The 13,036-nt window shown below is 58.3% G+C and carries 12 protein-coding genes; 9 read left to right on the forward strand and 3 right to left on the reverse strand.

Annotated features, from left to right (window positions below):
* Nucleotides 1–153 precede the first annotated feature (153 nt).
* From VGK48_11345 to VGK48_11355, 3 genes are all read left to right on the forward strand, one after another.
* Nucleotides 154–405 carry an AbrB/MazE/SpoVT family DNA-binding domain-containing protein gene (locus VGK48_11345; GenBank protein ID HEY2381762.1) on the forward strand — a complete coding sequence of 84 codons (252 nt, stop codon included), beginning with the start codon at nucleotides 154–156 and terminating at the stop codon, nucleotides 403–405.
* Entirely contained in the window at nucleotides 389–811 is a 423-nt protein-coding gene (locus tag VGK48_11350) for a PIN domain-containing protein (protein HEY2381763.1), read from the forward strand. Before VGK48_11345 ends, VGK48_11350 begins: the two co-directional genes overlap by 17 nt.
* An 83-nt stretch (nucleotides 812–894) precedes the next feature.
* Nucleotides 895–2,532 (forward strand): ATP-binding cassette domain-containing protein, encoded by a 1,638-nt coding sequence (locus VGK48_11355; protein ID HEY2381764.1) that lies wholly within the window; start codon nucleotides 895–897, stop codon nucleotides 2,530–2,532.
* Between the two features lie 100 nt (nucleotides 2,533–2,632).
* On the opposite strand, the gene VGK48_11360 is transcribed toward VGK48_11355, so the two are convergent.
* From VGK48_11360 to VGK48_11370, 3 genes are all read right to left on the reverse strand, one after another.
* A complete protein-coding gene (locus VGK48_11360; GenBank protein HEY2381765.1) occupies nucleotides 2,633–5,899 on the reverse strand; it encodes a carboxypeptidase regulatory-like domain-containing protein in 3,267 nt (1,088 codons plus the stop codon).
* An 83-nt stretch (nucleotides 5,900–5,982) separates the two neighbouring features.
* Nucleotides 5,983–6,900 carry an MG2 domain-containing protein gene (locus tag VGK48_11365; protein ID HEY2381766.1) on the reverse strand — a complete coding sequence of 306 codons (918 nt, stop codon included), beginning with the start codon at nucleotides 6,898–6,900 and terminating at the stop codon, nucleotides 5,983–5,985.
* A gap of 91 nt (nucleotides 6,901–6,991) precedes the next feature.
* On the reverse strand, nucleotides 6,992–7,669 hold the full coding sequence (locus tag VGK48_11370) for a hypothetical protein (GenBank protein HEY2381767.1): 678 nt from the start codon (nucleotides 7,667–7,669) through the stop codon (nucleotides 6,992–6,994).
* Between the two features lie 90 nt (nucleotides 7,670–7,759).
* Between VGK48_11370 and VGK48_11375 the strand changes: the two genes are divergently transcribed.
* The 6 genes from VGK48_11375 (at nucleotide 7,760) to VGK48_11400 (ending at nucleotide 13,030) form a co-directional block, all read left to right on the forward strand.
* Nucleotides 7,760–8,692: a hypothetical protein gene (locus VGK48_11375; GenBank protein HEY2381768.1), complete on the forward strand. Its 933-nt coding sequence runs from the start codon at nucleotides 7,760–7,762 to the stop codon at nucleotides 8,690–8,692.
* A 16-nt stretch (nucleotides 8,693–8,708) separates the two neighbouring features.
* Nucleotides 8,709–9,221, forward strand: a complete 513-nt coding sequence (locus VGK48_11380; GenBank protein ID HEY2381769.1) for a Smr/MutS family protein — start codon at nucleotides 8,709–8,711, stop codon at nucleotides 9,219–9,221.
* Between the two features lie 169 nt (nucleotides 9,222–9,390).
* On the forward strand, nucleotides 9,391–9,537 hold the full coding sequence (locus tag VGK48_11385) for a hypothetical protein (GenBank protein ID HEY2381770.1): 147 nt from the start codon (nucleotides 9,391–9,393) through the stop codon (nucleotides 9,535–9,537).
* Nucleotides 9,538–9,769: 232 nt separating this feature from the next.
* Nucleotides 9,770–9,952, forward strand: a complete 183-nt coding sequence (locus tag VGK48_11390; GenBank protein ID HEY2381771.1) for a BrnT family toxin — start codon at nucleotides 9,770–9,772, stop codon at nucleotides 9,950–9,952.
* The gene (locus VGK48_11395; GenBank protein ID HEY2381772.1) at nucleotides 9,936–10,184 is read left to right on the forward strand and encodes a BrnA antitoxin family protein; all 249 of its coding nucleotides are present in this window, start codon (nucleotides 9,936–9,938) and stop codon (nucleotides 10,182–10,184) included. The genes VGK48_11390 and VGK48_11395 overlap by 17 nt, the downstream gene beginning before the upstream one ends.
* An 86-nt stretch (nucleotides 10,185–10,270) precedes the next feature.
* Nucleotides 10,271–13,030 carry a protein kinase gene (locus VGK48_11400; protein HEY2381773.1) on the forward strand — a complete coding sequence of 920 codons (2,760 nt, stop codon included), beginning with the start codon at nucleotides 10,271–10,273 and terminating at the stop codon, nucleotides 13,028–13,030.
* The last annotated feature ends 6 nt before the right edge of the window (nucleotides 13,031–13,036 follow it).

Genomic DNA, 13,036 nt, shown 5'->3' on the forward strand with positions numbered 1-13,036 from the left:
GATGCCAATGGACGCTTCCTTCACGGGGATGATCTTTTCAAGGGATGGCCGTTCCCTTGAGCGAATGGCGTCCGGAGTTCTCATCTTGAATGTGAGCCTGCCCCTGGACCTCTCTCTCTTTACTATCAAAGTAAAGAGAGATATTCTTTACTTATGAAAAGCGTGATCTCCTCGAAGGGACAGATTACTGTGCCGGTTCAGATAAGGAGCCGTCTCGGTCTTCAGCCCGGCAGCGTGGTGACCTTCGAGATCACCAGGAACGGCGCGTTATTGCGTAAGGGTGGTTCTGGAAAGCACCCCGTCGACCAACTGTACGGAATTCTAGGGTCCAAGCGCAGAACCGATGAGTTGCTGGACGAACTGCGGGGACCAAAACCTATAAAAGGCCGTGCGAAGCGCCGTTGATTCTTCGGTACTTTTGGATGTCCTGCTGCCCGATCCGGTTTTTGGCGCAGTTTCCGCGGCTGTGCTCCGCGATGCCATAGACTCAGGCGCCGTCATTGCATGCGAAATCGTTTGGGCGGAAGTGCGCGCTTCATTTCTGGACGATGACAGTTTCCGTGATGCTTTCGCCAAGCTGCAGATTCAATTTGACCCGGCTGGCCTTGATTGCTCCCAATTGGCAGGCTCGATCTGGAAGCAATACCGGAAATCGCCGAAAGGCGCGACGATTCGCGACCATTTGATACCGGATTTCATCATTGGCGCTCACGCAATGATTCAGGCCGACGTCCTGCTGAGCCGCGACCGTGGTTTTTATCGCCGATATTTCTCGAAACTGAAGGTGCGCGACCCCTCAAAGGCCCGTTAGCCGGACTCGCGTATTTTACCGAAGCCCGGGCGTCCCAGGTTATAATCAAGGGCTGCTCTTTTGGGCTTGGAGTTATCCTTATCATGCAACTTTCTATAAATAATGTGTCGATGCGCTTCGGCGCCCTCGTTCTCTTTGAAGATGTGAACACCACCTTCATTTCGGGCCGCCGTTACGCCATCACGGGGCCGAATGGCGCAGGCAAGTCCACGCTAATGAAGATCTTAACCGGTGAAATCGATCCGGAAAAAGGTTCCGTCACCCGGCCAAAGCGAATGGGAGTGCTGAGCCAGGATCAATTTGCCTTTGACGCCTATCGCGTGATGGATACCGTTGTCATGGGGAATAAACGGCTTTGGGAGGCAATGCAGGAGCGCGAAATCCTATATGCCAAAGATTCCAGCACATTGACCGACGCAGACGGCATGCGCCTTGGCGAGCTTGAAGGGATTGTCGGTGAAGAAGACGGATACACGGCGGAAGTCGATGCCGCGATTCTCCTGGACGGTCTGGATATTCCCGAGAGCCTCCATGATCGCCGGATGAGCGAACTGCAAGGTGGTCAGAAGGTGCGCGTCCTGCTCGCGCAGGCCCTGTTCGGCAACCCGGATGTGTTGCTGCTCGACGAACCGACGAACAACCTGGACCTCGACTCCGTTCACTGGCTTCAGAATCATCTCCGCGCGTATAACGGATGCCTGATCGTCATTTCGCATGACCGGCATTTTCTGAATGAAATCTGTACGCATACCGCCGACATCGACTATCAGACCGTGATTACATACACCGGCAGCTACGACGATATGGTGCTGGCAAAAACGCAGGTGCGGTCGCGCATCGAAGCCGACAACGCGCAGCGCGAGAAAAAGATCGAACAATTGCAGGACTTCATCGCGCGGTTTTCGGCCGGAACGCGTTCGTCACAGGTGCAATCGCGTAAAAAAGAAGTGGAGCGGCTGCAGACCTCGGAGCTCGCGAAGTCCAATATTCAACGGCCTTTCATTCGCTTCGACGTCGTGCGGCCGTCGGGAAGGCACCCGCTCGAGATCGAGGACCTTTCCAAATCGTACGCTGGAGCAACCGGGCGCGTCCGCGTGTTTCACGATTTCATCGCTAACGTGAGCCGGGGTGAGAAAATCGCGCTGATCGGCAGAAACGGCGCCGGAAAAACCACGCTTCTAAAATCATTGATTCGCAATGCCGCCGATTATGTCGCGCCCTCGGATCATGCTTTTCCCATCGATTCGGGAACCGTGAAATGGGGGCATGAAGTCACCGTCGGATACTTCGCGCAGGATCACCGCGAGTCGATCCCGTCCGGCGTCACTGTGATCGAATGGCTGCATAGCTTCGATCCGGCCGCCTCACAGCAGGAACTCCGGGGACTGCTTGGGCAAATGCTGTTCAGCGGCGACGATGCGCTCAAGCGCACCGAAGTCCTTTCGGGAGGTGAAGCCGCCCGAATCATCTTCTGCCGTCTGATGCTCCAGAAGCCGAATTTTCTCGTCCTGGATGAACCGACGAACCACCTCGATCTCGAATCCATCAATGCTCTGAACATCGCGTTGCAGCGATATCCGGGCACTCTGCTCCTCGTCACCCACGATCACGATGTGATCGACGAGGTGGCCACGCGAATCTGGAACTTCGAACACGGCCACATCGAGGATTTCAAGGGCACCTACGGACAGTTTCTCTCTCAGGCCGGGCAGTTGGTGTAGGCGGGTTTATTGGAAATTCGAAATTGGAAGTTGGAAATTGGAGATCCGATTTCCAATTTCGAACCTCCAATTTCGAATTTCCAATAACATCAAATAAATCTTAGCGGGCGGTGACCGTCACCCTCAGCCCCGGCGCCCAGTTCTTGTACTCATCCGTGTAGTAAAGGTAGGCGCGGCTCGCGGGTCCTGTGAAGGAGCCGGGTATTGCGGCCACAAGGCTGAGTGGCAGTTCGAAGTTGTCGTTGGCTTTCAGATAACGCCAGTAAAGGACCACCTCGCGGCCGATGACTTCGTAGGCATCGATTCTGCCGGCGCGGACCAGCTCTTTCAATTGATCGTGCCGCACTTCCAGGCCTCCAGGGATCCCGACAATAGCTACTGGGCTGGGAATCGCCTCTCCGGTTTTATTGGCGATAGAGACTGCCGCTTCGGTGACGGCTCCCTCTTGAAGGCTCGAATCCTTCAGCGAGACGCGGATGGCGATTTTGGTCTGATCGGAACTGTCGGGAAGCAGGCTGTGATATTGGATCCCGATCGAGAATGGCATGTCCGATCCATCTTCCATCCTCACGGCGACCGCATGCTTACCGGCGCCGAGAACATTCGCGAATTCAGGGAGCTTGAGCGCTCCCTTTGTATCGGCGGTAAAGGCAACCGGCTGTCCCACCGGTTTGCCGTCGACAGCGAGAACGATCCGGCCCGGCGTCTTTGGCCGCGCATGTGCGTTGTCATACGCCACGATCGAGCGGAGTGCGAGAACGGTGGATTGTGTTGAACCGAACCGGCCGCTCTTGTTCGATTGGATGATCCACCGCATACTCCGTTCGACATTTTCCGCATAGGCAGGCTCATGCATCCATGCCAGCACCGAAAGCGCTGTCGTCTCGATCGCGAGGGCGTCGCCGCCGGAGCGCGTGATGCTGGTGACCGCGCCATCCACATTGCCGGCAGATGCCTGCTTCTTCACGAGCCTGTCCATCAATTCGCGGGCGCCGGCCGGATCGCCGGTTTCGTGAAGGATGTTCGCTGACAAAGCCAGGATGTAACTGTCTTGCGTCGAGTCGGCAGATGCCTTGATTGCGGCAATCTCCTTCGCCAGACCTGCAGGCTTTTCACCCGCTTCGATGAGAGCCCAAACGATATAGGCGTTCGTCGTATCGACCGGGGCGTGGCCGAAGGTGTCCACCGCTTTCGAGCTCAAATTGAATCCACCCTTACTATCGCGGCGGGAAAGCAGCCACCCCCGGGTGCGATCGAGCATGTCTTTGTCCACGCTGCGCACCTGCGACATGTCTGTGAACTGCATCAGCCCATAGGCCGTCAGCGCCTCATGGCCGGGATCGCCGCCAAACCATTCGTAGCCTCTCGTCCGGGACTCGAAACCTGTGAGTCTTTTGTACGAGACCTCGAGCAGGTCCCTGGCCTTCTCGATGATCGCCGGGTCCACGCCCGTGTGCGTGAGGAAATACTGCTGGGCCATGACCATGGGATAGCTTGTCGAACTGGTCTGTTCAAAACATCCGTAAGGCTGTTGAAGAAGCGATTGAAGCGCGTCCGTCATGCTGGCAAACGGAGTGGGGTAGACCGTCACGCTCGAGGACAGGCTTCCGTGGACGACATCTTCCGGAATTGTGAACTCGAATGTTCTTGAACCAGTCCGCTCGAGCGTTCCGCCCATGGATGTTTCGTGAGGGAAGCCCGGCGATTGGACATCGAGTGTTCGCTTAACGCTATCGCTATAGGACCCGGCATTCGCGTCGAACATGAGATTGGCCAGGCCGCTGAACTCGCGGCCGACTTCAACCTGCACGAGCTGCCGCGAGCGCTCTTTTGGACCAAGAGTTGTGGATTTGCTGCCGGGCATCGTGAAATGGATCCCGTCAGGTCCCTTCGCAGTGAGTTGGGCGTCACGAAGCTCCCGGCTCACGCCATTGACCATGGAAACGGGAAGCTGAATGACATCACCGCTGGTGACTTGCAGCGGGATCTTCGGCTCGATGGAGAAGGGTTGCACAGACTCGATCTCGCTGGCGCCGGACCCCAGTGTCCCGTCCTGCGAGAAGGCATCGGCAAGAACCCGGAACGAAGTCACCGAATCGCTGAGGTTGAAGGAGACGGTGGCGATTCCGGTTCGCTCGTCCGTTTTCACGCCTGCATTCCAGTAGACCGTTTCCGAGAAATCGCTGCGCGACGCTTCCGTCCAGTCCGGAGCAAGGGCGTGTGCGTACTCTCGAACCGCAACGAGATTGTTGGGAATCAGGCGGCCGGCGGGTTGTTTTTTGTCGCGCAGGACTCTGGCCATGTCCTTGTCGACTGGAAGTTCAGCTGCAGGAACATTGACGTCCGCGTTGGCGCGGCGGATCACCCCTCCCAAAACGCCGCTCAGAATTCCCGCGGCTTGCCCCTGCTGTCCCTGCTGCTCCGGCGGTGCCCCGGCTTGAGCTTGCGGTAGAACAGCGCGTCCGCCGCCACGTCCGCCAGCTCCTATGGGTCCCGCGGCAGCCATTTCCGCCACTCGCGCGACAGGCGTCGCCTGAAGCCGAAAATCCTGCCGCGCCGGTCCATTGTGGCCGACTTGCAATTCCACGATTTGCGTTTGGAAACCCCGTTGAAACGCGCTCACGCGGTACGTTCCTGACGGCAGCACCGGGAACGTATACTTACCGCTTTGGCTCGTAATCACCCAGGCAAAGGAACCCGTGACGACATTTGTGGCTTCAATCGTCGCACCGGATATCAAGGCATGCGTGGAATCCCGGACATCACCGCTGAAGGCGCCGTTTCCCACGAAAGCAAATCGTCTCCAGCCTTGAGTACCGAGCAGAAGATCGGTCGCGAGCGGCGCTTTCGGATTGGTTTCGTCAAGGTAGACGTGCGCGTCGGCCAGGTCCTTCACCTCGTGTTCGAGCAGGACCATGACGGGTAGTCGAGGGGCCTGTTCGCGCTTGTCGATCACCTCGAGAATGCTGGAGTCGGTGGCCGTCAGGCCGACGACGGCGGCGACAGGCTTGCCTGCTTCATCCGTCGTCGACACGCGGAGGCTGACTTTGTCGCCCGGAACGTAGTCTGCGCGATCCGTCGTGACCTGGACCTTGAGCCGATGTTCGGGTGCGCGAAAGACCAGGCGTTCGGCCAGCGGTGTCTTCTGATCGTCGAAGACAGTGGCAATGATCACGCCGCCTAACGATCGGGGAACCGTGAAAGTTACCGTACTTGTTGCGTTTGCACCGAGCGCGATCGACTTGTAGGCAATTTCCTTCTCGTGCTGGCTCAACGCGACACCATATTGGCCGGCCTGAGTGGCGGCGACGCGAACCACGACATCTTTTGTTCTGGCGGTGATATCGGACGCGGAAGAGATGACCACTCCGGATTCTTTAACAGCCGGCAACGGATAGATGGTCTTGATACCTGCCGGCTCAGTGATGCGAAGGGAATACCTCTCACCTTTTAAGGGAACAATGAGAAGCGGCCGCGGCCTTCGTGTTCCGTCCGGAAGGTTGCGACCTGCTTGCCTTTGGCGTCAACGATAACGCCGGCGGTATCCGCAGGCTTTTTGGCCGGAGTTCTACCTTCTATATAGACGCGGTTCGGCAAGCCGGCGACGAGATCGCCGCCCTCCGGATAGATTGCGAGATCGACAGTCTGCAGAAGAATCGGAATCGTTTTCGTGGCGGTCTCGACCGTGCCGCCATCCTCGACGATCATCGCAAGAACGCCTTCGCCGCGCCCGATAGCCGGCGGAAGTTTGAAATTGGTCCCGGCATTACCCGAGGAATCGATCCGGGTTGCGCCTGTCCATATCTCCGCACCGTCAACCCGGGCGCTGACCGAGACCTTGGCGCCGGCTGGAATCCCGCCTTCGGCGCGTTCGACATGAAGACTTGCGGAAACGGTATCGCCAGGGCCGTAGCCATCGCGGCCAAAGACGATCTGGCTCTTCAGGCGGGGAGCGCGATAGGCGCGAATATCGAATTTGCGCTCGGCCGGAAGGTCGCTCCAGGGGTGAGAAATCCGGACCGTATATTCGCCGCCCGGCTGGCCTGCCGGGATCTCCCAGGCAAATCCCACCACGCTTTCGCTAATAGGCGAGAAACCCGCCGCGACCGTATCCCCTTTAGGGCCCTTGATTTCAAAGGAAGCGGTGCGGCTTTGGCCGGCCACCGGCGGCATCGGGGAGTGGCCGTTTGCGCGGAGCACAATCCCGCGGACATAAACCTTTTCGCCCGTCCGGTAGATGGGTTTATCCGTCGAAACGTGGGTCAGATAACTTTCCATGACAGGATCGCTGCCGATTTGCGCAATCAGCAGGCCTCCGGCCGCCATAGCCGCGATGGCCAATAGGATGCGAGTGAAGCTGGACCTCATAGAACCCCCCTCTCTCGTTAACCTCCAAACCCGCCGTTTCTTAGGTAAGAGTTTTAGCCGCAGATGACGCGGATGACCTCTCTGGAAATTTTCAAACCATTTCCGGTTTGAAAAAGCAGAACAGGGCGACACCGGACACGGCAAAGAATATGCCAAGAGCCGCATAGGGAATCAGTGGAGTGTAAAGGGCGATTCCGATCATTCCCAATATCGCTGAGATGATCGAGAGGTAGGCGGCTGACCTGACCTCCGGTGCACTTCCAAGGAACAGAAGACTGCCGAACAGGGTGTTCAGGAACATCAGCGACCATTGCAACCGGGCCAACCGGTAAATGTTTTGCGCGGCTTCATCTGTGAAAACAGCGGCATTCGCCGCGCCAGCGGTCAAGTCCAGCACTTGAACACGGAGAAATAGAAAAGCGGCAGACGTCACGATCAGGACAATACCGAGTTTACGCAGCTTGGGCCGGATGGCGGCCATTGCAAGGGCTGACGCCGCCGAAAAGAGGCCCCAGAAGGCGAGAACATCCATCGGATGGGATGCGTTTCTTTCCAGAACTGCCCGGCGGATTGCCGATCCGGGAGCGCCAAACAGGTTATCGAGGTCCGGCTTGCTGCGGACGAATTCGGCGGGCAACAGCGGGGATATTGCACGGATGTGATCGGGTACGTTTGGAAACAGATGCACGGTCGTGTTCAACAGCGCTACTCCGATGACGAATGGCGCGAAAATCGCGCACAATTGAAGAACCTGATCCCTCGAGTCCATCTGCTTCTGCGGCCCATGATGCGGAAGACCGCTTCGAGAGGCAAGTGTAATGTGATGACCACACGCACGTTTTATGATAGGTATTTGCCGATGCCGGGATTTCGGGAAAGCTTCGCCTGGTTCAAGCACCTGGTCGTCGTGGACTGCGCAGCCGGTTGCCGCTACTGCGCCCGGATTCAGCTCAAAACTGAAGGAAAGGCACAAAGAAAGGCGCAAAAGCTGAATGCTCTCGAGCGGCTCTGTCTCGAAGCCATGCTCGAGTTGGGCGCCCCGGCCGAGGCGGTTGCCGTCGTCACGCGGGTTCAGCGGCGCCTGGGCAAATGGCGCCTGCCGCAGATCTACCGCTGTTTCGACCGTCTGGAGCGCCGCCGCATGGCGTGCTCGCTGGTCGCGCCTCAGAAGACAGATCCTGTTTCGGGAGCCAAACGATTATTCCGGGTCGAGCCCGCAGGGCTGGGCGCTCTCGGCAAAGGCGTTCCAGCCGAATCCTTCGACAATCAAAACGCGCAGACGCTGGCGGAAATTCTTCGTTCGAGGGATTCGCTTGCCACGAAGGAGATTCTTTTCATCGGTATCGGCATCTGTTTTGAAGCGGCGTGCGCTCACCGGCAGGGAATCATCCACGGCGGCATCCTGCCGAAGAATATCCTGGTGACGCCGGGTCTCGAGGTAAAACTGATCAACGCCGAAGGTGGAGCGGACGGTGACCCGGCCGCCGATATCGAACAGATCCGCGGCGTACTTCATCAGATGACGCTCTATGCGTCGAAGCCGGAGGACCTGAAGTGGATTGCGGAAAGCCTTTCCGCCGCGCCGGTGCTGCCTTCCGCGGAAGATATTCAATATGGTCTCCAGCACCGGGTGGAAAGTACGTATTCCCCACCGCCGTCCCTCGAATGGCTGGAGGATACGCTTAGTTGGTGCTTTATCATTGTGTTCGGGGTCCTTTACTGGTACATGACGCACCCGGCCGATATACCGTTCCACGTTCAAAATTCCTTATTGTATTGGTTCGGCCAATAAGACGAAAACATTCCGAATGACGCAGAGGGAAAAGGAAGAACAGGAAGCGCAACTCTTTCTCGACGCCGTGAAGGAGGTTAAGCGGATCAAGCACCGGCTGGTGGAGCGTTCAAACGGTCCGTCGGGCGATGCCCCGGCTTACACCCGGGCGGTGCCGGCGCGCGATGATTCGGACAAGAGCAGTCCGGATGAGAGCTCTTTTCTCAGAAGCGGAGTACAGCTGAACGTCCTCCGCAAACTTCGGAAGGGTCATTTTCCAATCGAAGGTGAATTGGATCTGCACGGATACTCCAGCGCTGAAGCAGAACCGGAGTTGCGCGCTTTTCTCCTCGCCGCGCGCAGCCCGGATCGGCAGCGCAGCGTGCGCGTCATCCACGGAAAGGGCCACGGCTCGCCGAACGGAACCTCGGTGCTGAAGCAAAAGACGCAACACTGGCTGCGTGAATGCGATGCCGTTCTCGCCTTTTGCCCGGCTCGGCCGGCCGATGGAGGGAGCGGCGCATTGTATGTACTGCTCCGGAAGAGGTGAGCCGGAGAGGCCGTTTTGCCACAAGAAGCAGATAGCGCTAAAAAACGAGGCCGCTCAACAGCATGGCTTACCGGCGATTCGGGAAATCCGGTCGCCGCGCGACAATTCAGTCGCGAAAGTTCGTTCGACAACGTCGGGCGCGGCTTGATGCCTCAAAGCGCTTAGCCTGATGATCGGTGGCCTGGCGAACGGTGCGGTGATCGCGGGCTTGGTTGCCCGGTATCTGCAGTCGCAATTATTCGGAGTGACGGCGTTCGACATTTCCACGTACCTGATCGCGATGGCGATCCTTACGCACATTTCTGGCCGGCGATGATGGCGCATTCGTGCTTGCCGACTCTTTTTCCGCAAATTTGCGGACAGTCCTTGAGTCCAGGTGCCCGTACCGGCCGCGGATAGCCCAAGTCAAACGCCCATTGACTACGCATATACACTAGCATACACACCTATATGCGGTTTGAATGGGACGAATCCAAGAATCGGAACAACTATCGCAAACATGGGATCTGTTTGAAGAGGCGCAGACTGTTTGGGCAGATCCTCGTTCGATGGAGTTCTTGGACCCAGAGCATAGCGAAGAGGAGGACCGATTTCTCCGGATCGGGTATTCGACCCGCGGCCGATTGCTGTTGATCGTTTTCTGCGAACGGGAAACTGGCGGCGTGATTCGTCTGATCTCTGCACGTAGGGCGGCAATTAAGGAAACAAAAACGTATGAAGAAGGAATATGATTTGAAAAAACTCAAGCGTCGGCCGGGTACGCCGAAATCGGACCCGGAGGCCGCAAAAATCCCCATCAGTATTCGGCTCGATGGATCAGTACTTGCAACTCTGAAGACCGAAGCGGAACGTCTTGGAATTCCCTATCAGACCTACATTGGCAGTGTGCTTTATCGCTTTGCCCAGGGTGAATTGATTGATCGTAAGACAGTTGATCTTCTAAAGCAGCTGAAAGTCTCCTGACTGCGGTTTGCGCCTGGGGCGGTGTTCTCAATGTGGCAGTCCACCCTTACATTTCACTGGACTGGGCGAACGTGTATGTTGTCCTCATGGGCAAAGATTCCGCCACTGACCTTACAGGCCAGACGGTTTCGAATTACCGCATTACCGGGAAACTGGGCGGAGGCGGGATGGGTTTGGTCTATAAAGCGGAGGACATCCGGCTGCAGCGGTATGTCGCGTTGAAGTTTGTGTCGGCGGAACTTGCAGCCGACCCCGAAGCCTTGAACCGTTTCCGCCGTGAAGCGCGCGCGGCGTCTGCGCTGAATCATCCGAATATCTGCACGATTCACGATATCGGGGAACAGGACGGCCAGCCGTTTCTGGTGATGGAGCACCTGGAGGGCGCAACGTTAAAGGAGCGCATTCAGGGGCGTCCGATGGAAATGGAGACCCTGCTTCCACTGGCTATCGAAATCGCCGAGGGGTTGGTCGCCGCGCACCAGACGGGAATCGTGCACCGGGACATCAAGCCGGCAAATGTTTTTGTCACCAGCCTGGGTCATGCGAAGATCCTGGACTTCGGACTGGCGCAGCGTATCGCATCGGAGAGCGAAGCGGCGACCGCGATTACGGCGCAGGGCGCGGTGATAGGGACCTTGGCGTACATGGCTCCGGAGCAGTTCCGCGGGCTGCCGCTGGATGCGCGAGCCGATTTGTTTTCCTTCGGTCTGGTACTGAGGGAAATGGCCACGGGCTTTCCGCCGTCGGCGGCGCTGAAACTGGATCGCGTGGCTCCGGAGCTGGAACGCGTCCTTGCAAAATGCCTGGAGACGGATCGTGAATTACGCTATCAACATGCCTCGGAGATCCGCGCCGATCTGGTGCGCCTCAAGCGCGACTCGGAGGCTCCGCGGGCGGCTGCGACCCGGTCGACTCGGCGGAAACGGTGGATTCCCGCCACCGCATCAGCTCTTGCGGCCGCTGCCGCCGTAGGCTACTTCGCCGCACGTCCAGTCAAGGCGAAGCTGACCGATCATGACACGATCGTCGTTGCGGGTTTCGACAATAAGACCGGCGATGCGGTTTTCGACGAGACCCTCAGGCAGGGTCTGATTGCTCAGCTGCAACAGTCTCCTTATTTGAGTCTGGTCTCGGATCAAAAGATCAGCGAAGCCCTCAAACTAATGGGCAAGGCTGGTGATTCTACTCTGACCGGGGAGACGGCCCGCGAGGTTTGCGAGCGGGTGGGCGCAAGGGCCATGCTCACCGGATCGATCGTGAGTCTCGGCAGCCACTATGTCATGAGCCTGAGCGCCGAAGGATGCGCCAACGGGGAAACGATCGACAATCAGCAAGTGGAATCTCCGGGTAAAGAGCACGTCCTGGGCGCCTTGAGCGAAATGGCCGGCAAGTTTCGCGCCCGGGCCGGCGAATCCCTTGCGGCGATCCTCGAGCATGACGTTCCTCTGGAGGAGGCGACCACATCTTCGCTTGAGGCGCTAAAGGCTTACACGGCCGGGACAGCGCAAGGCGGAAGCGGAGTTGACGAAGCCGCCCTTCAACTCAAACGGGCCACGGAACTGGATCCGCAGTTCGCGGCGGCATGGAGCCTTTTGGCAATTAACTACAGCAGCCATGGAGAGACTGCCCTGGCGCGGGAGAGCGCTATCCGGGCCTATCAAGCGAAGGAGCGCGCCAGCGGGCCTGAAAAGTTCAACATCGAGTACTCCTACAATCGCAACGTTACGGGGAATCTCGAGAAGGCGTGGGAATCCATCTCGTTGTGGCGGCAGACCTATCCGCGCGATTCAAAGGCATTCGGCCTGTCCTCCGGATATGCCGCAAACGGGACGGGACGCCTGGACCAGGCTCTGGAAATGGCAGCAAAGGAGTCGGTGCTCAACCCCGACTCGCTGTTTGCCTACGGCAATCAGGCCCAGATCCTTTTCCTGCTGGGCCGCTTTGAAGAGGCGGAAAAAGCGTTCCAGGTTGCTGCCGCGCATCATGCGTTGTCAGCGGATGTGCTGGCGCTGCGTTACCGGCTCGCCTTGTTGAAGCAAGACCGGAAGGGGATAGAAAACGTCCTGGCGGCGAGCCGCGACACACGCGATAACGCGATGGTGCTATCGCATATTAAGGCTCTGGCTGCGGCCCGCGGCGGCCGCATGGCCGAAGCCGAGCGGGACTCGCGCGCTGCAATTGAAATGGCGCGGGGCGCCGGGCTCCAGGAACGCGCGGCCGTCTTCCAGGCAGCCCCGGCCGTATGGAGTGCGTTTTACGGTAATCAGAGTTCTGCGCGCGAACGGGCGGAAACCGCGCTGAAGACCTTCGACGGGCGCGAAGTCGAATACGCCGCCGGATTTGCGCTGGGTCTGACCGGCGAAGCGGCACGCGCCGAAGCTCTCGCTGCCAAACTTGATAACGAGCACCCTGAAGACACGCAGGTCCAGGCCAGTTATGTTCCTACCTTGCGCGCACTGGCTGCGCTCACGCGAAAAGATCCGCGCAAAGCCCTCGATCTGCTGGAGGCCAACCGGCGCTATGAATTTGGAATACCCCCGCTGGCCTTTAATCACTTCTACGGCAACATGTATCCCATATACGTTCGCGGCCTTGCCTATCTGATGATGAATCGGGGAGCCGAAGCGGCCGTCGAATTCAGCAGGCTGCTGGCGCATCCCGGCCTGGCGGCGGGAGATCCGGTCGACGCTGCAGCCCGGCGGCAGTTGGCGCTCGCGCTGGCACTGGCAGGAGAAAAGACAAAGGCACTATCCGCCTACAAGGACTTCCTGACACTCTGGAAGGACGCCGATCCCGAGATCCCAATCCTCAAGCAAGCCAAAGCAGAGCACGCCCGTCTCCAGTAGGCCGAT

This window comes from Terriglobia bacterium (genome assembly GCA_036496425.1).
In the GTDB taxonomy this organism is placed as follows: Bacteria; Acidobacteriota; Terriglobia; order 20CM-2-55-15; family 20CM-2-55-15; genus 20CM-2-55-15.